Raw genomic sequence first — 20,613 nt, forward strand, 5'->3', positions numbered from 1 at the left:
GCCCCGGTTCCGTCCGATGCCAGCCAGGCGGCTCGATCCACCTGGCACCTGATCACACACCAGTCCCGGAAGCCAAGGCTGAACGTCGGCGGAAGGTTCCGGTCGGAGCGGGAGCGCTCACCGCCATCGCCGTGGTCGGCGGGCTGGTGACACTCGCCGTGATTCAGAATCCTCCGCCCCAGGCTCGGGAGGACATTGAGATCGCCGGGCTGCAGACCTTCGAGGGGCTCAGCGCTAACCACGTGAGCACCCCTGTGGACTACGAGCAGTCGCCGCCGGTGGGTGGCGATCATGCCGGCGCCTGGCTCAACTGTGGGGTCTACACCGAACCAGTACCCAACGAGAATGCCGTGCACGCTTTGGAGCACGGTGCCGCCTGGGTCGCCTACGATTCCGAGGCGCTCTCACAGGAGCAAGTCGATGCCCTGCGGACGGCCCTACCGGACGCCTATGTCGTCCTGGCCCCCTACGAGGGCCTGGATTCGCCCATCGTGCTTTCGGCCTGGCAGGCGCAGGTGGCGGTGGATTCCCCGGAGGATGAACGGATCGAGCAGTTCGTGGCCGAGTACTGGCAGTCCCCCGACGCGCCTGAGCCCGGGGCGGCCTGCACCGGCGGCCTCGACGCCCCTGGTCGGATCGCATAAGCGCTCTTCCCGACACCGACCGTCCGGTCCGACAGGATCCACGTTGAGGCGAGCCCTGCTGGTCCTCCCCGTCGGCGTGGTCCTCAGGGCCGTCGGCCGGGCTGAGGGGCGGCTGGTCACACCTGCGTCATCCCTGCCCGTAAAGGAGTCCGCGGGCCTCCGTGGCCGGCGATCTTCACGGAACCTTCAAGGTTGAGCCCTTCACCCGCGTCGGCGGGGCGGTCTACAGTCGATGGCAGGGCGGGCCGGCGAAGGCCGGTGCGTCGGATCAGATCGACGAAGGAGCACATCATGACCCATCACGTGAGCGCCATGCTGGAGACCTACCCGAAGGAGGTGGGGAACATCGATCGGCAGAAACTGGCCGAATGCATCCAGGCCTGCTTCGAGTGCGCCCAGACGTGCACCGCCTGCGCGGACGCCTGCCTGGCCGAGGACATGGTGGCCGACCTGAGGCAGTGCATCCGGTTGAACCTGGACTGCGCCGATGTTTGCGCCGCCACAGGCCGGATGCTGTCCCGGCAGACCGGCACCAACGTCGAGACCACCCGCGCCCTGCTCGAGGCCTGCCGGGCCGCCTGCAAGACGTGCGGGGACGAATGCGAGAGCCACGCCCAGATGCACGAGCACTGCAAGGTGTGTGCCGAGGCCTGCCGCCGGTGTGAGCAGGCCTGCGCGGACTTGCTCGTCACCCTGGGTTGAGCCTGCTGATGACCGTTCCCCCTTGAGGGCGGCCAGTCGTCCATGACGCGCGCAGGGAACCCGGACCACCGTGCTCCCTCGCCGCGGAAGGCTCCCATGGACTCGGAGAAGTATCAGAGGGTCAGGAACGGTGCCGGATTCGTCGCGGCGCTGGACCAGAGCGGGGGCAGCACCCCGGCGGCCTTGCACCTCTACGGGATCGACAAGGATGCCTACTCCGGCCCAGAGGAGATGTTCGACCTGGTACACCAGGTGCGCACACGTATCATCACCAGCCCCAGCTTCGACGGTGAGCGCGTCATGGGGGCCATCCTGTTCGAGAACACAATGAACCGCCAGGTGGAGGGTTCCCCCACGGGCGACTACCTGTGGAACAGCAAAGGCATCGTGCCCTTCCTCAAAATCGACCAGGGCTTGGCCCCGGAACAGCAAGGCGCCCAGCTCATGAAACCCATCCCGCACCTGGATGACTTACTGTCCCGAGCCGTCGAAAAGCACATGTTCGGGACGAAGATGCGCTCGGTCATCAAGCTGCCCGGGGACGGGGTGGGCTCCGTCGTGGAGCAGCAGTTCGGGCTCGCCCGTCAGATCCTCGTTACCGGGCTGGTGCCCATCATCGAGCCCGAGGTGGATATCCGCAGCCCCCGCAAGGCCGAGGTGGAGGACCAGCTCAAGGCGGCAATCCTCGCCCAACTGGACAAGCTCGGAGACGACCAGTCGGTCATCCTCAAAGTGACGCTGCCGGAGCGGGCGGACTTCTACCGCGAGTTCGTGGACCATCCCCGAGTGATCCGCGTCCTGGCCCTGTCGGGCGGCTATACCCGGGCCCAGGCCACCACCCTGCTGGCCCGCAACCACGGCGTGATCGCCAGCTTCTCCCGCGCCCTGACCGAAGGGCTGAGTACGGCCCAGAGCCCAGCGCAGTTCAATGCGGTGTTGGATGAGGCCATCAACGCGATCGCGACGGCCTCTCGCACCTGACCGGAGGCCATAGGACCGCTGCGGTAGTCCGCGGCCGCCGAAGCGGTGTCCGACCACCCCCCATTCCTGGGGCCGGGCACCGCCTCAGCGGCGTCTGCCGCGCAGTTCAACGGGCAGCCACCGAGGAGCGCACGAAGTCCTGGCGCACCCCCAAGGCGCGGTCGGTGCGCCGGATGGACTCGCCGCCGTCGTCGACGGTTCCGGTGAGGGCCCGGATCGCGTCGATGTTCTCGGGGACGACGATCGCCTGGTTGTCCACCGTGTAGGTGTAGTACAGCTCGTTGCCGTCCACGGTGAGGATGTCTTCCCAGAGGGCCACCTCATACATATCACCCCGGGGCCGGCCCAGGTCCTCCATGAGTTCCACGGTGCTATTGACCGCCACGACGCCGTCCGAGCGCCGGACGAAGGCGATCCGCGGCATCGCCCGGAACGCCTCCAACACCTCCTGCTTCTCGGCCGGGCGGATGAGCTCGATCGTCCAGTAGTGCAGGTGGTTCTGAGTGTGGGCTCCCTTGGCGGCCATGGTGACCACGTCCAGGTCCGGGACCACCGACTGGGCGTCGGGCCCCTGATGGCTGGGGATTCGGCCCTCGGGGACGATGGTGTTCATGATCCCCGAGTGGTCCGATTCCCACGGATCGGTGGCCCGGCGGATGAGCACCCCCCGGGCCTTGGACAGCAGTCCGACGTCCTTCAGCGCGGTAAGGGCCCGGACGGTGGCGGTGGTATTGCAGGACACCACCCGGGTGCTGTCCCGGCCCAGGGCGGTGGCGTAGTTGGCGTGGGCGACGAAGGAGTGGCCGGTGAGATCGTGCTTCTCCCCGCCCTGGAACACGGATTTGACCCCGTGGGCACGGTAGAGCTCCAGGTTGCCGGCGCCCACCTGGGCCGGGGTGCAGTCCACCACGACGTCAACGTTCTCGAGCAGGTCGTGCAGGCCTCCGACGACGGGAAGGCCGGCATCCGCCATCACCGGTAGGGCCTGCTCGGTAGAGGCGTAGACGGGGATACCCTTCCCGGCCGCAGTCGCGATCCGGTAGTCAGCGATGACGTCACTGACTCCGACCAGCGCCATGTCCTCCTGGGCCCGGACCGCGTCGGCGACGCGTTTGCCGATGACCCCGTACCCGTTCACCGCGACCTTGATCTTGTCCTGCATGCTCGTCTCCTTTCCTGGAGGACCCGTTCCGGTTTCGGGGTCTATCGCCAGCCGCGTCTCACCGGATGCCCGCAGCGGACGACGGTGCTCAGAGCTTGTCGAGCATCTGCTGCATTTCGGTGATCTCGGCCTCCTGGTCGGCGATGACCTGCTCGGCGAGCTGCACGGCCTGCGGGTTCTGGCCGTCCTTGGCCTCGTCCTTGGCCATGTCCACGGCGCCCTTGTGGTGGGCGGTCATCTGCTCCAGGTACAACCGGGCGGCCTCGGTGCCCTGGGCCTGGTCGAGGGCGGTCATGTCCTCCTCGGACATCATCCCGGACATCCCGCCGTGGTCCATGCCCTCCATACCGTCCATGCCGTCCGTGTCCACGGGGTCTTGGCCCCAGGCGGTGAGCATGGCGTTCATGCGCTTGATCTCCGGCCCCTGGGCGTCGATGACCTTCTGGGCGAACGCGGCCACCTCCGCCGGGACGTCATCCTTGGCCAGCAGCATCTCGCTCATCTCAACGGCCTGCTGGTGGTGCGGGATCATCATTTGGGCGAACATCACGTCCGCGTCGTTGTGCTCGGCGGAGACCTCCTCAGCCGAACCGGTCGCCGTGGTGGACGGTGTCGCGGTGGCCGTGGCCGCAGGGGTGGCGGCCGGGGCGGAGCTGGTCGCAGTGGCCGAGGCCTCAGCGCCGGCGTTCTCGTCCTGGGCGCCGGTGCCGCAGGCGGTCAAGGTCAGGGCGGAGGCCAGGGCCAGGGCGGTCAGCGTCATGGTGCGTTTCATGGTGGGTCCTTCCATAGTGGGTTGAGGGTTCATATCAGAGTTCGCGCCAAGAGGCGCGATCAGGAGGTCGCGGGTTGAAGGGCAGCCTCCGGCCGGGGGGCGCCGAGGGGGGCCAGGTGGCCCGGGTCCAGGTTGATCCGGCGCAGCAGTTGGGCGTTGAGGGCGACCACGATGGTGGAGGCGGACATCAGGATCGCGCCCACCGCGGGGGAGAGCACGAACCCGATCGGGGCGAGCACGCCGGCGGCCAGCGGCACGGCGAGCACGTTGTAGCCGGTGGCCCACACCAGGTTCTGGATCATCTTGGTGTAGCTGGCCTGGGAGAGCTCGATCATCGACAGCACCGCGCGGGGGTCGTTGCTGGCCAGCACAACGCCGGCGGACTCCATGGCCACGTCGGTGCCGGCGCCGATGGCGATGCCGACCTCGGCCCGCGCCAGTGCCGGGGCGTCGTTGACGCCGTCGCCCACCATGGCCACGGACAGTCCCCGGGACTGCAACTCGGTGACCTTGGTGTCCTTGTCCTGGGGGAGGACCTCGGCGAAGACCTCGTCGATGCCCAGGTCCGCCCCGACGGCCTCGGCGACCTGGCGGGCATCGCCGGTGATCATCGCGACCTTGATGCCGCGGGCGTGCAGGGCGGCCACGGCGGCCCGGGACTCGGGGCGGACCTTGTCCTCCACGGCGACCGCGCCGATAACGGACCCCTCGCGCAGCACGTGCAACACCCCGGCCCCGCGCGCGGTCCAGGAGGCGGTGTGCTCAGTGATCTCCGCCGGCATGGTCAGGTTAAGCTCGCGCAGCATGTTCGGGCCCCCGACGAGGATCTCGGAGCCGTCCACGGTGGCGCGCACCCCGCGGCCCATGGCAGCACTGAAGTCCGTGCCGCGCTTGCGCAACGTGCTGGCCTGCGGGTGCTGCCCGGCGGCGGTGACGATGGCCCGGGCCACGGGGTGCTCGCTGTCAGCCTCGGCCGCGGCGGCCACCGCCAGCAGTTCTGCCTCGGACACGCCGGGCATCGCGGTGACGGCGGTGACGACGTGGGCGCCCTCGGTCAGGGTGCCGGTCTTGTCGAACAGGACCACGTCGATGGTGCGCATCCGCTCCAGGGCCATCCGGTCCTTGATCAGGACCCCGGACTTGGCGGCCTTCTCCGTGGAGAGGGCGATCACCAGCGGGATGGCCAGGCCCAGGGCGTGCGGGCAGGCGATGACCAGCACGGTCACGGTGCGGGTGACCGCGTCGGTGGGCTGGCCGATCGCGGTCCACACGATCGCGGTGATGATCGCCGCGACCAGGGCGAACCAGAACAGCAGGGCCGCCGCCCGGTCGGCCAACGCCTGGGCGCGGGAGGAGGATTCCTGGGCGTCGGCGACCATCCGCTGGATCCCGGCCAGGGTCGTGTCGGTCCCGACGGCGGCCACCTTCACCCGCACGGTGTTGTCGGTGGCCACGGTCCCAGCGACCACCGTGTCCCCGGCCTGGCGCAGCACGGGCTTCGACTCCCCGGTGATCATCGCCTCGTCGAACTCCGCGGTGCCCTCGAGGATGGTCCCGTCGGCCGGCACCCGGGCCCCGGCCCGCACTAGCACCACATCGCCCACGGCCAACTCGGTGATCGGCACGGTGATGGTGTCACCGTCCACGACCTTCTCGGCCTCCTCCGGCAGCAGCGCCGCCAGCGCGTCCAAGGCGGAGGAGGCCGCGCCCAGGGCGCGCATCTCCATCCAGTGGCCCAGCAGCATGATGACCACCAGCAGCGCCAGCTCCCACCAGAAGTCCAGCATCAGGTCCCCGATGCCCAGGGTCGTGACCCAGGAGGCGACGAAGGCCACCGTGATGGCCATCGCGATCAGCAGCATCATCCCGGGCTGGCGGGCGCGCAACTCGGTCAGCCCGCCCTTCAGGAAGGGCATGCCGCCATAGAGGTAGATCACGGTGCCCAGCACCGGGGCGATCCACGCCGAGCCCGGGAACTCGGGGACGTGGTAGCCCAGCAGCTGCCCGACCATGTGGCTGAAGAACACCACCGGGATGGAGAGCACCAGTGAGACCCAGAACCGGTTCTTGAACATCGCGGTGGAATGCCCGGCGTGCTGACCGTGGTCGTGGACCTGGTGGTCCTCGTCCAGGGCCGAGTGGGCGTGGCCCTGGGGCATGGCCTGACCGTGGGTGTCGGCGTCCGCGGGGTGGTGGGCGGCATGGTCGGTGTGGTTGGCGTGGCCGGCGTGGGGGTTCGGGTCTGGGTGTTCGGCGGTCTGGTCGGTGGGGTGATCGTGGTGGTGCGGGGTGCTCATGGTGTTCCTTCTGCTCGGCGGTCTGTTCGGCGACCGGCTCGGCGGTGGGGCGCCGACCTCGAGGGGATGGGTCGGTTAGATCCGGACGCGGTAGCCGGCCGCTTCGATGGCCGTCCGCACGGAGTCCGCGGAGGCGGGCCCGGTCACGGTGACGGGGGAGGCCCCGCCGGCGACCAGTTCGACCCGGACATCGTCCACCCCGTCCAGGGCGCTCACGGCCTCGGCGACGGAGCCCACGCAGTGTCCGCAGGTCATGCCCTCCACCTGGTAGGTCGCGGCGCCGGCGCTCGTCCCGGTTGGGTCGGCACTCTGGCGCCCGGCGGGGGCGGTGGCGTCGGCGGCTGGGGCGCAGCACGAGCAACCGTTGGTGGCCCCCAGCAGCGGGGTGCGGGCGGATTCGGTCATGACGGTCTCCTTCAGGTCTGAGGGCGGCGCCGGACGGCGCCTCTCCTCTTGGTATATACCCCCCGGGGGTATCATTCAAGGGGTGGAGCGCCGGTGTTCACGGTGGATAAACGGGTGCGCCGGTAGGTGGGCTGGTCGGGGGGCTGCTTGGTGGGCAGGTCGATGGTGAACGTCGCCCCGGCCGTGGTGGAGGTGGCGCTCAGGGTGCCGCCGTGGGCCTGGATGAGAGCTCGGGAGATGGCCAGGCCGACCCCGGAGCCGCCGTGGTCACGGTCGCGGGCGGTGTCCCCGCGGTAGAAGCGTTCGAAGACGTGCGGCAGGTGCTCGGGAGAGATCCCCTCCCCGGTGTCGGTGACGCTGAGCGTGACCCCGGACGGGCTTTGTCGGGCCTCGAGGGTGACCCGGCCCCCGGCCGGGGTGTGGCGCAGGGCGTTGGTGAGCAGGTTGCCCAGGACCTGGCCCATGCGCTGGCGGTCCACGTCCACGGCCAGGCCCGGATCGGCGTCCATGGTCAGGGCCACGTCCTTGGTGGCGTAGGCCTCCTTGTGGGCCTCGGTCGCGGCATGCAGCAGCCCGCTGACCCCTTGGGGGCTGCGGTCCAGTTCGATCCGGCCCTCCTCGGCGCGGGAGACGTCGTTGATGTCCTCCACCAGCCGGGTCAACCGGGCCAGCTGCTCGCCCATCAGCTCACCGGTGGGCTCGTCCCAGTGGGACACCCCGTCTTGCAGGGCCTCGTGGTAGACGGTCAGCACGGAGACGGGGGTGCGCAGCTCGTGGGCCAGGTCCGAGAGCATCCGTCGACGGGTGTCCTCGGTGCGCTGAAGCCGTGCGGCCATGGTGTTGAAAGACCCTGCCAGCTCCTCCACCTCGGTGCCGGCGCCCATGGCCGGCACGCGGGTGTCGTACCGTCCACCGGCCATGGCCTTGGCCGCCTGGGTCAGGGCGTTGATCGGACTCTGGATCCGGCGGGCGACATGCCAGGTCAATGCCAGACAACAGATCAAGGCCGTGGCCAGGGCCACGCCCAGAGTCCAGAAATTGGCGTCCCGGTAGGCCTGCTCCACGTGCAGCACCTGGGCTGCATCGTGTCCGGCCCCGGCCTGTTCCAGGTGCTCGTGGAACAGTGGTGGGCCGGCCAGGGAGGCCACCACCACCGCGGCCAGCACGCTGACCCCCACCACCAGCAGCTGGGCGAGGAAGAACCGGGCCGCTAATCCTTGGTAGCGCCGCCGGCCGGTCATTGCTCCGCCATCCGGTAGCCGACCCCGCGGACGGTGTCGATATAGCGGGCCGGGTCCGCGTCGAGCTTGCGGCGCAGGTTCTTGATGTGCACGTCCACGAGCCGTTCATCGCCCACCCAGGCCGGGTCCCAGACGATATCGATCAGCTGGCGCCGGGAGAAGGCCTGGTGCGGGCGCCCCGACAAGGCGGCCAGCAGGTCGAACTCCGTGCGCGTTAGTTGCACCACCTGGCCCGACACGCGGGCCTCGTGGGCGGCCAGGTCGATGACCAGGTCACCGCAGACCCGTTCCGGTTCGGGGGCTGACACCGTTGTGCGCGGCCGGCGCATGACCGCCCCCACCCGGGCGACCAGCTCCCGGACGCTGAAGGGTTTGGTGATGTAGTCATCGGCCCCCACCGCCAATCCCTCCAGCCGGTGGTGCTCATCGCCGCGGGCGGTGAGCATCAGCACATAGCACTCGGAGAAGGCCCGCACCCGCCGGCACACCTCGATCCCGTCCAGCCCGGGCAGGCCCAGGTCCAGGACCATCACGTCGGGCTCGTGAACCCGGGCGGCCTGCACTGCGGCCGGGCCGGTGTGGGTGAGAGCCACCCCGTAGCCGGCCCGCTCCAGGTAGGTGGCCACCATGCGCGCCAGCGGCTTCTCGTCATCGACCACCAACACCCGGCCGGCCGCCGGACCAGTCCCAGTGTCAGTCCCAGTGCCAGAGTTCATGGGTCCAGTCTCGCTCTGTCTCGCGCCCCGGCGGCTCAGAACGGTGCCGGGGCGGGGAATCTTCATCGAATCTTCAAGGCAAACCGCCTCATCCCGGCGCGTCACCGGCCGACAATGGTATAAGCCCCGCCTTTTGGCCCGGGGCGGAAAGGCTCCATGACCCCCCTGACCCGCAGAACCCTGATCGCCGGCGGGCTGACCCTGCTCGGCGCTGGCACCCTCACCGCCTGCGCCGCGCCGAACCCCGCGACATCCCCGGCGGCCGGCACCGGCACGCAGGGCACCGGCACGGCCATCACCCACGTCCATGCCCTCACCCGGGACCCCGAGTCCGGTGAGGTGCTGCTGGCCACCCACCAGGGCCTGTTCCGGCTCCAGGACGGGGAGCTGACCCAGGTCGGTCCGGTCGTGGACTTCATGGGTTTCACCCTGACTCCCGAGGGCCGCTACCTGGCCTCGGGTCACCCCGCGCCGCGCACCGACCTGCCCGAGCCGCTGGGCCTGGCCGAGTCCACCGACCGGGGCCAGAGCTGGACGGTGCTCTCCCGCGGCGGCGCATCCGATTTCCACGCCCTGGCCGCCGGCCCGAACGGGGTCCTCGGCTTCGATGGGCAACTGCGCGCCAGCACCGACGGCCTCACCTGGCAGAGCCTTGAGATCCCCGTCGCCCCGGCATCGCTGGCGATCTCCCCCCAAACCGGGACCGTGCTGGCCACCACCGAAACCGGCATGTTGCGCTCGACCGACCACGGCGCGACCTGGACCACCCTGGACACCCCCCAGCTGATGCACCTGGTCGCCTGGGCCGATGACACCACCGCCGTGGGCGCCGGCACCGAGGGACACCTGCTGACCAGCACCGACGCCGGCGACACCTGGACCGCCAGCGACCGCCCGGTCGGCACGGCCTCCGCCCTGGGCGCCGGCATCACCGACGACGGGCAGACCGAAGCACTGCTGGTCATCGGTTCGACCGTGCTGTCCACCACCGACGGCGGGAACACCACCGAACAGCTGCTGTGACCGGGCCCCACCGCCCCCAGCCGGCCCGGACCCGAACCTCGATCAGCGCAGACGGACAGGAAAGGACAACGCGGATGGCGGCAGGACACCGAAGCACTTCCCGCCACCCCCTGTCCGGCTGGCCCGCCCTGCGAACCGTTCTGGGCACCCTCGCGCTGATCCTGAGCCTGCTCGGGATGCACGCTGGTACGGGCACCAGCGCGGCTTGGGCCGCCACCGGTACGGCCGCCGCCACAACTGTTCATCACCTCGGGCCGGGGGCCATCGGTCCGGCCGGCATGGTCCCCAAGGTCGTGCTCCCGGCCGAGCCTGCCGGGGATGAGGCAGCCGACCCCGGGCTGCCGGTCTGTGCCCTGGAGGCCGTGGACGATACCTGCGCCTCGGCCCTGACCAAGGCACCTGTCGTCTCCCACTTGGCCTCCCGGGCCCTCCTGTCTAGCCCCGGTGGGGGACTGACCGCACCACCCCTGCCCTGGGTTGCCCATTTCCGGCCCCCGTGGACCCTTCACTGGCTCAACTGGCCATCAGCCGCACCTAAAGCCCCCGGCCGCGCCCCACCGGTGAGCGCAGGGTCCGCCAATACCTCCGGGTGACAGCGGCACGCAGCCCAGGTACGCCACCGGCCTCACCCAGCAACTGATCAGCCATGCCCGGCCCCGTCGCGCCCGCCTGCGACACGGGGCCGGACGACGGAAAGAAGAACCGATGACCTCCTCACTGACCACCCGCCGCACCTTCCTGGGCGCCTCCGTCGGGGCCCTGGCGCTGGCCGGGCTGGCCGCCTGCGCCGATCCCGCCATCAGCCCCCAACCGTCAGGGCGCATCCTGCCCACCGACCCGCTGGTCGCCGAGTACGAGAAACGACGCGCCGCCTCGGGCACCACCGTCACCCACCGGCTCTCCGCCGCACCCCTCGAGACCTCCCTCCAGGGTCGGGGCCTGACCACCTGGGGATACAACGACGGCCTCAACGGGCCGCTGCTGCGCGCCCAGACCGGGGATCTGCTCAAGGTCAGCGTCGCCAACGACCTGCCCGAGGACACGAGCGTGCACTGGCACGGGCTGGCCCTGCGCAACGACGCCGACGGAGTCCAGGGGGTGACCCAGGACCCCATCGCCGCCGGAGGACGCTATACGTACGGCTTCCGGCTGTCCCATCCGGGCACGTACTGGTACCACTCCCACTTCGACACCCAGCGCGAACGCGCCCTGTACGGGGCCCTGATCGTCGAGGACCCCAACGAGCCCCTCAGCTACGACCAGGAATGGGTCGTGATCCTGGACGACTGGCTCGACGGGATCACCGGAACACCGCAGGACGTCGTCGAGGAACTCTCCGCCGGGATGGACATGTCCGGCGACATGGAGGGCATGGCCGGCATGGCGGGCATGGACCACGGGTCCATGAGCCAGGACAGCTCCTCGGGCATGCCCATGAAGCACATGCTCATGGGCGCTGAGAGCGACTATCTGGGCGGGGACGCCGGCGACGTGAAGATCCCCGTGCACCTGTTCAACGGCCGCCCCCCATCCGACCCGGACACCTTCTCCAGCACCCCGGGCAACCGGATCCGCCTGCGCTTGATCAACGCGGCCGGAGACACCGCCTACCGGGTCGGGATCCCCGGCCAGGAACTGACCATCACCCACACCGACGGGTTCCCGGTCCAGCCCCGCCAGGCCGATGCCGTCGTCCTGGGGATGGGCGAACGCCTGGACGTGCTGATCACCCTCGGCGACCAGGCGGTGCCCGTACTGGCCCTGCCCGAGGGCAAGACCGGCCACGCCTACGGCATCATCGCAGCCGGTCCAAAGACCACGCTCTCCGGTCGGCTCCCGCAGACCCTGGGCGGAACCGTGCTCGATGGCAGCCGACTGAAGGCACACGAATCCGTCCTGCTCCCACCCAAGGACCCGACCAGGACCCACGAGGTACGCCTCACCGGATCGATGATGGAGTACGACTGGGGCATCAACGGGCGACGCTTCGACCCGGCCAACCCCTTCGAGGGCGCCTTCGAACTCCGGTTGGACGAACGCGTGCGGGTCACGATGACCAACGACACCGACATGTGGCACCCCATGCACCTGCACGGCCACACCTTCCAGCTGGCCGACCATGGCGCCCGCAAGGACACGGTCATCATCAAACCCCGGCAAACCATCGTCTTCGACTTCGAGGCGGACAACCCGGGCCAGTGGCTAACCCACTGCCACAACGCCTACCACGCCGAGGCCGGGATGATGGGCGTCTTCTCCTACATCCACTGACCACCGTGCCCAGCCCGCCCGAGACCTCTGGCCCGGCACCCCCGTCCTGACCCGTAGGAGGAAATAAATGGGCGAGTACTTCGCTCAGACGGTCCAATCCGGCGCCCTGCTGCTGGCCATCCCCCTGGCCGCCATCGCCGGAATCGTCTCCTTCCTCTCGCCGTGCATCCTGCCGCTCGTGCCCGGATACCTGGGCTACGTCTCCGGACTGTCCGACCCCACCCGCCCGGACAACCGCCGCCGGGTGATGACCGGAGTGGGCCTGTTCATCCTCGGCTTCGCCGCCGTCTTCACCCTCTACGGGGCCGCCTTCGGTCTGATCGGCGGCTGGTTGCTGCGCTGGCAGGACCTGCTGATCCGCATCCTCGGCGTCCTCGTCATCCTCATGGGACTGGCGTTGATGGGCATGCTCACCTTCCTGCAACGGACCACGACCCCCTCCTTCACCCCCCGGACCGGCCTGGCCGGAGCCCCACTGCTGGGCCTGGGCTTCGGCCTGGGCTGGACACCCTGCATGGGACCGACCCTCAGCGCCGTGCTGGCCCTGAGCACCACCACCGGAGGGGCATGGCGCGGGGCCCTGCTCGGCTTCGTCTACTGCCTGGGACTGGGCATACCCTTCGTGCTCGTCGCCAGAGGCCTGGGCTGGGTCAGCACCGCACTGGGCTTCGTGCGCCGCCACATGCGCGCCTTCAATATCGCCGGCGGCACCCTGCTCGTGCTGGTCGGCGTCCTGATGGCCACCGGAATCTGGACGGCGTGGATCTACCAACTCCAGAACCTCGCCGGAACCTTCACCACCCCCGTCTAAGAGACTCCCCCCCCCCAACCTGGCCCAGACCCAGACCCTGCACACCGGCCGTGGAATCACTAGGGTCTGCCGCCACCGCATACGACGGCGCCCGCCCCTAACCAAGTGCAGTTAAGGACGCGGGCACCGATGGGACCTGCCAGGTCAGTACCGAGTGACGGTCAGCGTTGCGGTGGTGCACAAGGCGGCCCTCTTCAGGGGAGCGCCTTAGGATGCCGCCAAGGTCCCCAACATGAGCCCAGTTGCTGGTCGTTAGGGGTACCCCGTGTCCCGCGCGGCCGACGCTACCGGCGTTTCAGGCGTCGGCGGCTGCCTAACTTCCCAGACCGACCCAGCTGAGCACGATGGTGGCCAGGAGGGTGAGCACAGCCACTAGGGCGTGTCTGACAATCGTTTGGATTACGCGAGCACCGCCCGCGTCCGCTGCGGCGATCAGCATCTGAAGCACCCGATCCCAGGTGCCTTCTTCGGCCATGCGTCGATACCAGGTCCACACTTCTCTGCCGCGGCCAGAAGACCTTGGGCAGATCGCGCTAGGCGATCCCGCACCGGTACCGGTAGATGATGGCCTCGATCATCATCCGCGCATCCGAGAAGGGCCTGCCGGGCCGGCCCGTGTGAGTAGGCAGCATCGGGGCGATCAGCTCCCACTGGGCATCGGAGAGCATCTGGAAACGGGACATGCCTTCCAAGGTGCCAGTGGGCCCCTAGACTGTTTGTCAGACACGCCCTAGGAGCGTATATGGCCTCTACCTCTCCAACGCTTTTGCCGTTCCGGATCGATTCTCTAGCCACCTCGCTCTTCGCCAAGGAGACAGGCTTCAGCGGCCCCCAGCTCCATGACTTCTTCGCTCGTTACACCGACGTGCTGGGCCCCTATCGGTGGAACGGGAGCCCCTCCCGATGGCAGATCTTCCAGACCGGGTTGCATTCTCTTCCGCCGCCTCAACAACGCGCCGTGCTACTGGAGTTGTGTTCCTACGACGGCGAGTTCAAAAACGGCCGCCCCCCTGAAGGGGAGCTCACCCGGCTACGGGGCATGCTCCTCTCCGCCGGCACCCCCGGCGCGCAGGCAGCACAGGAGTCCCTGCAGAAGCTCGAGGACTGGGAGGCCGTCAACAGGTCCTGGCAGGCCGCGCTGACCAAAGTCCAGGACGACCCCGACGGAGCTATCACCGCGACCCGCACCACCATCGAGAGCGTGTGCAAGCACATCTGCGATGAACGCGGAGTGAAGTACGAAGACGGGTGGGATCTCGCTCGGCTCTACAAGGCCACCTCAAGTGCGATGCAGGTGGCACCGGATCAGCACAGCGAACAGATCATCAAGCAGATCCTCAGTGGGGCGGCAACGCTTGTTGGAGGACTGGCCGCGATGAGGAATGCCCTCAGCGACGCCCACGGTCGAGGCAAGCGCTCTGTGGGGCCGGCACCTCGCCATGCCAAGCTCGCGGTCAACGCGGGGTTCGCCATCGCCGGCTTCCTCATCGACACCCACGTAGAGAAACCGCCCGTTTCCAGCTGACCCTCTCGGCCCCGATTCTTAGGTTTAGAACGGCAGGGCCCCGTGTACGTTGTGCCTGTGGAGCAACTTGCAGATCGCGGCGTCATCCGCGCAGCCCTGGACGACTTCGGACATGCCTGGGGTCAACGCATCGCCCGCTGGCGCGCCGATGGACAAACCCACACGGAGAAGTCCTTCGCCCAGCAGTTCTGGTCCGACCTGCTGCGCACCTTCGAGGTGATCCCCGAGCGCATCGACCTGTTCGAGCGCGGGGCCGCGCGCGCCTCCACCGGTGGGGCCGGCTACATCGACTTCTTCTGGTCCGGTGTCGCCCTGGGCGAGGCCAAGTCCCTGGGCTCTGACCTCGACGTCGCCCACGACCAGGCCCTGGACTACCTGGCTGGCGGATCCATCGGTCAGCACGAGTGGCCCAAGTACGTGCTGGTCACCGACTTCGCCCGCATCCGTGTCGAACGTCTGGGCGAGGCCGGCTGGGTGTCCGAGTTCGCGGTGCAGGACGCCGCCGATCACGTGGACGAGCTGATGTTTTTGGCCGGCCGGGACACCGTGACCAAGACCGAGGAACAAGAGGCCTCCATCGCGGCCGCGCAGCTGATGGCCTCCATGTTCACCGCCCTCGTCGGGGACGAGGTGGACGTACCCGTGGGCGAGGAGGCCCCCGAGGACGCCGAAGAGGAGGAGTTCGCCACCCAGCAGGCCTCGATCCTGCTCACCCGGCTGCTGTTCCTGCTCTACGGAGACGACGCCGGCCTGTGGGAGGCCGACCTGTTCCAGCGTTGGGTGGAGTGGGACACCACCGCCGACAACCTCGGCCCCCAGCTCGACGCGCTCTTCCGCGTGCTCAACACCCCAGAGAACCGGCGCCGCGGCGTGCCGGACTCTCTGGCCCGCTTCCCCTACGTCAACGGCGGCATCTTCGACGGCACCTCCACGGCCGGCTTCCTCACCAACGACTTCCGGGACGCGCTCGTGGCCGCCTGCCGGTTCCGGTGGACCCAGATCTCCCCGGCCGTATTCGGCTCCATGTTCCAACTGGTCAAGTCCAAGCAGGCCCGCCGCGGGGACGGAGAGCACTACACCTCCGAGGAGAACATCCTCAAGACCATCGGCCCGCTCTTCCTGGACGAGTACCGCGCCCGCGCGGACCGGCTCATCCAGAACAAGACCACCACCCGGCGTGAGGTGATCGGGCTGATCGAGGAGATGGCCGCCAACATCTACGTCGACCCGGCCTGCGGAGCCGGCAACTTCTTGAACCTGGCCTACGCCAAGCTGCGCGAGATCGAGACGGACCTGCTGGCCGACCAGCGCCGCCGCACCGGGTCCCAGGACCTGTCCCTGGACGTGAGCTTGGACCAGCGGATCCACATCGACCGGTTCTACGGGATCGAGATCAACTGGTGGCCGGCCAAGATCGCCGAGACCGCCATGTTCCTCGTGGACCACCAGGCCAACCGGCAGCTGGCCGCCGCGCTCGGCCAGGCCCCGGTACGCCTGCCGATCAAGATCACCGCCACGATCTACCAACACGACGCGCTCACCCTCGACTGGTCTCAGGCCCTCCCCGCCCCGGCCGGGCGCACGTTCGTGTTCGGCAACCCCCCGTTCCTAGGTGACCACACCCGCACGGCTGCCCAGCTGGCGCTAATGCAGGCGGCCTGGGGAGAAGGCAAGCAGCTCTCCCGCCTGGACTTCGTGACCTCCTGGCACGCACTGACCCTGCGCCTGCTGGCTGAGCGGGATGGGGAGTGGGCGTTCGTGACGACGAACTCGATCGTGCAGGGGGACCAGCCGGCCCGCTTGTTCGCCCCGATCTTCGCCGCCGGCTGGCGGATCAAGTTCGCCCACCGCACCTTCGCGTGGGACTCCCAGGCCCCTGGCAAGGCCGCGGTGCACTGCGTGATCGTCGGTTTCACCCGCGAGCCCGACGCCAAGGCGCGCCTGTTCAAGTACGAGCATGCACGCGGCGAGGCCCGCGAAGTGTCCGCGGTGAAGACCATCAACGCCTACCTGGTGGACGGACCCAACGTGCTGGTGCAGAAGCGCAGCACCCCACTCGCCCCCGACATGCCGGAGGTCGTCTATGGTTCCAAGCCCACGGATGACGGCAACCTCATCGTCACCGCAGAGCAGTACCAGGCCGTGATGGCCGATCCCGTGATGGCCCCCTACGTGCGCCCTTACGTCGGCGCGGTCGAGTTGATCCGCGGCCAGCAACGCTGGTGCCTCTGGCTGACCGATATGGACCCGGATGCGCCCTCCCGCTCCCCCGAGCTCAAGCGCCGTCTCGAGGGTGTCGCCGCCGAACGGGCCAAGTCCAAGGCCGCCTCCACCCGGGACTGGGCGCGCTTCCCCCACCTGTTCCGCCAGCGCGGCCTCGTCTCCGATGTGCCCTTCGTCGGGATCCCAGAAGTCAGCAGTGAGGGGCGCGCCTACCTGCCCGTGGCCCACTTCGAGCCCGACGTCATCATCTCCAACAAGGTCTACGGTGCCGTGGACCCCGACGGCATCGTCTTCGCCGTGGCCTCCTCCTCGATGTTCATCACCTGGATGAAGACCGTCGGCGGACGTATGAAGTCCGACCTGTCCTTCTCCAGCACGATTACCTGGAACGGTTTCCCCCTGCCTGCTCTGACCAACAAGGACCGGGCCTCTCTGGCCAAGGCCGGCCAGAACGTCCTCGAAGCCCGGGCTCTCCACCCCGAGCGATCCCTGGCTCAGCACTACGCACCTCTGAGCATGGACCCGGTCCTGGTGAGGGCCCACGACGGGTTGGACACGGTGATGGACAAGATCATGGGAGCACCCCGCCGGTGCCGTACCGAGCTAGAACGTCAGGAGCTGCTCTTCACCCGATATGCGGAGCTGACCTCGTAGCAACGCCCTATACGGCGGATGGAATAGAAGCACCGGCGCCGGAGTAGAGGTCTGCCCCTCTCAGACGACGAACTGCAACTTCGGCCGCACAGTCGAGGCAGCATCCATGACCGCTTCAGTAACCTCGGGAGCGATACGGCCAGCGGCCATGATGGCCTCGAAGTCGTACCCGCCATCAGTGATCAGCTGCCGAGCGATCCCGAGCACCTGCGGCGATTCTGCCGGGCCGAGAGGCCCGGGCTCGGGATGCCCCCAAACGGAGAGTTGCTGGTTGGCACGTCGATACGAGGCCTCGGAGAGCCGCCCCAGCGAGTGAGCACGGTAAACCAGGGCACGCAGACTGACCCCCCAGTGGCGCTTGAGCTCATGGAACGCCGGCCAGTTGATACGCCGGGGCAGGTCTTCAACGATCTCGTCTCGAGGCATGAGGAACTCAGCGGCGAACTGGTGAGCCTGCTGCTCCACTAGCTTCGACCCAGGCTCCGTGTCGGGGTGCAGAACCAGATGGCCCAACTCATGGGCCGCGTCGAACCGACTACGAGCTTTGTCATCCTTGGTCGGGGAGAGGAAAACCAGTGGTCTTGCTCCGGAGTATGTCGAGAACGCGTCCACAGCCGCATCCGTCTCCGTCGGCAACCGCAAGGCGATGATTCCATGCGCTTCCAGAGCCTGGACGACCGATGGCACAGGGCCAGGGGCGATGCCCCACGCCGCACGAGTAAGCCGAGCCGCCTCAACAACGGCCTCATCGGTCAGCTCCTCGGGTAGCTCCAGTTCGGGCAGCGACACCGAAGGAAGGTCGACGTAGGCACCCACCAGGTCAACCAGCTCCAGGCACAGCTCGCCATAGGCCAGCGCCTGCTCCCTGGACGCCGCAGACGTAGAGCGCAACGAGCGGAAGTGGGCCCCGGACGCGGGCAGGAGCGCCAAGGGTCGTCCTGCGCCAAAGAACTCCCGAGGCAGGCCCAGTTGCAAGCAAAGCCGGGCCAGGACGCCTTGAGTCGGCTTCGAGAGGTTCTTCTCGAACTGCCCGATGGCCGTGGGGGTGACTCCCACTTCCCGGGCGAGAGTCGCCTTGGTCTTCCGGCGCAGCCTTCTAGCCACAGTGAGCCGAGTGCCATCGAAGTCCGTACCCGCAGCGGAGAGATGCGAAGGTCGGGTCACGCCTGGCCTTCCTGAGGCCGCCGCTTGAGGGCCATCGACAGGGCTGCTGCGGGTCTCTCATCGAAGTTCGGGCCACGATCAGCCATGGGCGTCGGCGTGGCCTGCGTGTCGAGGTCGGTGTCCCACCAGAGCCTCTGATGGGCGAGGAAGGGCCTCTCACCGAGCACGGGAACGGCCAGCCAGCCCGCGGTCAGCCCGGTGCTGGCTTCCCCTGCCCAGAGGAACATGAACTTCCGCACAATTCCGGGGGCACCAGAGAATGAGAAGAGAGGCACCATGCCGGTGGCAGGGGTCCTGTGCTTCAGAACTTCCGAGTTCTCGGTGGCGAACGCCAACCGGGCGTTACTCTTCTGCCTCCAGTCGATGCCACCCTCCCAGTCAGGAGTACGCCGCTGCGCAGGTGGGACCTTCATCGTCAAAAAGCTCGCGCCCGCGAGCTCGAAGGTGAGGACGTTCCGCGGAGTAGCCACATGAAGCCCGTCAATGCTCCAGTGAGTGTCGGCGCGCTCACGGTCATCGTGGCGGAATCGCCGCAGGGCCCGCTCCGTCATGTTCTCGTGGCCCTGGAAGCCGAGGGACCTCGCAGTGTCACCGAGCTCGTCAGGCTCGTATCGAGCGAGGTTGATCGAGTAGACCTCCTGCACCAGCCCGCGCAAGGCGTCAGTAAGGCCGCTCTCGGTGCAGGCGATAGTGATGGCGTGCAAGGCGCCCTGGGCTGCTTCTTCGGCTCGATCCACGCAGACAGTAAAGCATGGCCGCCTCGACAAGTCCAGAAGCGAAGCACCAATGATCATAATTTGATGAAAACTGAAGTATAATCTTCATCGGTCGGCACTGCTCAGTGGGGCAACCCCGCCTGCGACTCCTCCGCCTCCCACCTGCGAGCTCTCCAGCCGCCAGGTCTGAGCTCGGGCCGCCTCGGCAAACCTCCAAGCGTCGCACCGCTCCAAGCTCGCGAGGATGTCCGCCACGGTGAGAGCCGGGTTGCGGGTGGCCGATGCCTGCACCTGCAAGGAACGCATCACCTCAGCGGGGTCTAGGTCGAGCTGGTTCACGAAGAACTCGTCCGGGTGCTGGGCCTCCAGGTTGAACCGCCCCAGCACCTCCGTCGGGAAGTCCTTGAGGTTGGCCGTCACGATCAAATCCGCGCGCCCCTGGATCGCCGCGGCCACCACGTGCCGGTCGTTCTCATCAGGCAGGCTGATCGCGCTCAGAAGCTCCTCCCACCCTTCCACGCAGGCATCGTCGAACGCTTCGTTCATCACGGCAGCGCGGTGACGGGCCGCCCCGGACTCCTTCATGTCCGGATGGATCGCCTCCAGCGCACGGATGGTTTCCTCGAGGATCCGCTCACTCCACAACGGCCGGTAGAGGCCGGCGTCTGCCAGGGAGAGCAGAGTGTCCGCCTGCGCGATGGGCACCAGCACGCAGGCGTCGAGCACGGCACTGAAGCGCGCCACTACTCGGCCTCCTGCCCCAGGTCGCGGCGCGCCTGCCGGAGCGCGTCCCGGTAGCGATCCGCGTCCTCGGCGTACAACCCCGCCTCCGAGGCCGAGCCCGCGAGCTCCTGCAGGGCAGCACGACGATCCCGGCGCTTCCGTTCCTGGTACTCCACCACGTCCTGCAGGCGCAGCCGCCGGTGGCGTCCCCCGGAGGGCAACTCGTAGGGGAGCTGCCCACTCTCCAGCAGCTTCACGAGCGTGGGACGGCTGATGCCCAGGAAGTTGGCCGCCTCCTGAGTGGTGAGCATCTGATCGACCGGGGCCACGGTGATGGCCTTGCCCACCCGCATGGCCTCGACCACGTCGCGCAGGACGTTGAACGCCTCCAGCGGAAGAGGAACGGTCTGCCCGTCAGGTCCCAGCAGGGCGGCCGGCTGCGTCAAGCCCCCCAGGAACCTGCTCAAATCGAGCATCTCCTCCAGGTCCGTGGGAGGCATCACCGTGTGCTTGTCGTTGAGCGTGGTGGTCATGCAAGCAGTATGGGAGACGAAACGAAAAAATCGCAACCCTCTTCCAGGCC

The 20,613-nt window shown here is 68.3% G+C and carries 18 protein-coding genes and 1 pseudogene; 8 read left to right on the forward strand and 11 right to left on the reverse strand.

The features are described from left to right. Positions 1-146: 146 nt before the first annotated feature. The 3 genes from J1M37_RS02540 (at position 147) to J1M37_RS02550 (ending at position 2,327) form a co-directional block, all read left to right on the forward strand. Positions 147-644 carry a DUF3105 domain-containing protein gene (locus J1M37_RS02540; protein ID WP_342345103.1) on the forward strand — a complete coding sequence of 166 codons (498 nt, stop codon included), beginning with the start codon at positions 147-149 and terminating at the stop codon, positions 642-644. Between the two features lie 291 nt (positions 645-935). Beyond that, the gene (locus J1M37_RS02545; protein ID WP_044659891.1) at positions 936-1,346 is read left to right on the forward strand and encodes a four-helix bundle copper-binding protein; all 411 of its coding nucleotides are present in this window, start codon (positions 936-938) and stop codon (positions 1,344-1,346) included. Between the two features lie 96 nt (positions 1,347-1,442). Next, entirely contained in the window at positions 1,443-2,327 is an 885-nt protein-coding gene (locus J1M37_RS02550; RefSeq protein ID WP_049160235.1) for a fructose bisphosphate aldolase, read from the forward strand. A 106-nt stretch (positions 2,328-2,433) separates the two neighbouring features. On the opposite strand, the gene J1M37_RS02555 is transcribed toward J1M37_RS02550, so the two are convergent. The 6 genes from J1M37_RS02555 to J1M37_RS02580 all read right to left on the reverse strand — a co-directional run bounded on the left by J1M37_RS02555 (position 2,434) and on the right by J1M37_RS02580 (position 8,920). Beyond that, positions 2,434-3,489, reverse strand: a complete 1,056-nt coding sequence (locus J1M37_RS02555; RefSeq protein WP_206452034.1) for a type II glyceraldehyde-3-phosphate dehydrogenase — start codon at positions 3,487-3,489, stop codon at positions 2,434-2,436. 88 nt (positions 3,490-3,577) lie between these two features. After that, positions 3,578-4,261 (reverse strand): DUF305 domain-containing protein, encoded by a 684-nt coding sequence (locus J1M37_RS02560; RefSeq protein ID WP_206452035.1) that lies wholly within the window; start codon positions 4,259-4,261, stop codon positions 3,578-3,580. Positions 4,262-4,320: 59 nt separating this feature from the next. Further along, positions 4,321-6,558: a copper-translocating P-type ATPase gene (locus tag J1M37_RS02565; RefSeq protein ID WP_446724880.1), complete on the reverse strand. Its 2,238-nt coding sequence runs from the start codon at positions 6,556-6,558 to the stop codon at positions 4,321-4,323. A gap of 75 nt (positions 6,559-6,633) precedes the next feature. Further along, positions 6,634-6,963 carry a heavy-metal-associated domain-containing protein gene (locus J1M37_RS02570; RefSeq protein ID WP_206452036.1) on the reverse strand — a complete coding sequence of 110 codons (330 nt, stop codon included), beginning with the start codon at positions 6,961-6,963 and terminating at the stop codon, positions 6,634-6,636. A 71-nt stretch (positions 6,964-7,034) separates the two neighbouring features. After that, complete coding sequence (locus tag J1M37_RS02575; RefSeq protein ID WP_206452037.1) at positions 7,035-8,204, reverse strand: sensor histidine kinase; 1,170 nt, start codon at positions 8,202-8,204, stop codon at positions 7,035-7,037. Beyond that, a complete protein-coding gene (locus tag J1M37_RS02580) occupies positions 8,201-8,920 on the reverse strand; it encodes a response regulator transcription factor (protein WP_206452038.1) in 720 nt (239 codons plus the stop codon). The genes J1M37_RS02575 and J1M37_RS02580 overlap by 4 nt, the downstream gene beginning before the upstream one ends. Before the next feature lie 156 nt (positions 8,921-9,076). Here J1M37_RS02580 and J1M37_RS02585 point away from each other — a divergent pair, with 156 nt between their 5' ends. From J1M37_RS02585 to J1M37_RS02595, 3 genes are all read left to right on the forward strand, one after another. Then, the gene (locus J1M37_RS02585; protein WP_060775534.1) at positions 9,077-9,943 is read left to right on the forward strand and encodes a F510_1955 family glycosylhydrolase; all 867 of its coding nucleotides are present in this window, start codon (positions 9,077-9,079) and stop codon (positions 9,941-9,943) included. 705 nt (positions 9,944-10,648) lie between these two features. Then, a complete protein-coding gene (locus tag J1M37_RS02590; protein WP_065573797.1) occupies positions 10,649-12,214 on the forward strand; it encodes a multicopper oxidase family protein in 1,566 nt (521 codons plus the stop codon). Positions 12,215-12,281: 67 nt separating this feature from the next. Next, positions 12,282-13,025: a cytochrome c biogenesis CcdA family protein gene (locus tag J1M37_RS02595; protein WP_002854293.1), complete on the forward strand. Its 744-nt coding sequence runs from the start codon at positions 12,282-12,284 to the stop codon at positions 13,023-13,025. A 586-nt stretch (positions 13,026-13,611) separates the two neighbouring features. On the opposite strand, the pseudogene J1M37_RS11765 reads toward J1M37_RS02595, so the two are convergent. Continuing rightward, positions 13,612-13,708 (reverse strand): annotated as a pseudogene (locus J1M37_RS11765) (IS5/IS1182 family transposase); the annotation flags it as partial. 59 nt (positions 13,709-13,767) lie between these two features. Here J1M37_RS11765 and J1M37_RS02605 point away from each other — a divergent pair. Continuing rightward, positions 13,768-14,550, forward strand: coding sequence for an abortive infection family protein (locus J1M37_RS02605; RefSeq protein ID WP_241250746.1), 783 nt, complete (start codon positions 13,768-13,770; stop codon positions 14,548-14,550). A gap of 42 nt (positions 14,551-14,592) precedes the next feature. Continuing rightward, entirely contained in the window at positions 14,593-17,427 is a 2,835-nt protein-coding gene (locus tag J1M37_RS02610; protein ID WP_342345104.1) for a DNA methyltransferase, read from the forward strand. A gap of 60 nt (positions 17,428-17,487) precedes the next feature. On the opposite strand, the gene J1M37_RS02615 is transcribed toward J1M37_RS02610, so the two are convergent. The 4 genes from J1M37_RS02615 to J1M37_RS02630 form a co-directional block, all read right to left on the reverse strand. Continuing rightward, positions 17,488-18,591 carry an ImmA/IrrE family metallo-endopeptidase gene (locus J1M37_RS02615; protein WP_206452039.1) on the reverse strand — a complete coding sequence of 368 codons (1,104 nt, stop codon included), beginning with the start codon at positions 18,589-18,591 and terminating at the stop codon, positions 17,488-17,490. Further along, positions 18,588-19,328, reverse strand: a complete 741-nt coding sequence (locus J1M37_RS02620; RefSeq protein ID WP_002854159.1) for a hypothetical protein — start codon at positions 19,326-19,328, stop codon at positions 18,588-18,590. Before J1M37_RS02620 ends, J1M37_RS02615 begins: the two co-directional genes overlap by 4 nt. A gap of 84 nt (positions 19,329-19,412) precedes the next feature. Continuing rightward, complete coding sequence (locus J1M37_RS02625; RefSeq protein WP_206452040.1) at positions 19,413-20,051, reverse strand: PIN domain-containing protein; 639 nt, start codon at positions 20,049-20,051, stop codon at positions 19,413-19,415. Further along, the gene (locus J1M37_RS02630; RefSeq protein WP_002854161.1) at positions 20,051-20,563 is read right to left on the reverse strand and encodes a helix-turn-helix domain-containing protein; all 513 of its coding nucleotides are present in this window, start codon (positions 20,561-20,563) and stop codon (positions 20,051-20,053) included. The genes J1M37_RS02625 and J1M37_RS02630 overlap by 1 nt, the downstream gene beginning before the upstream one ends. Positions 20,564-20,613: the final 50 nt, after the last annotated feature.

This window comes from Micrococcus sp. KRD012 (genome assembly GCF_017168555.1).
Classification (GTDB): Bacteria; Actinomycetota; Actinomycetes; order Actinomycetales; family Micrococcaceae; genus Micrococcus; species Micrococcus luteus.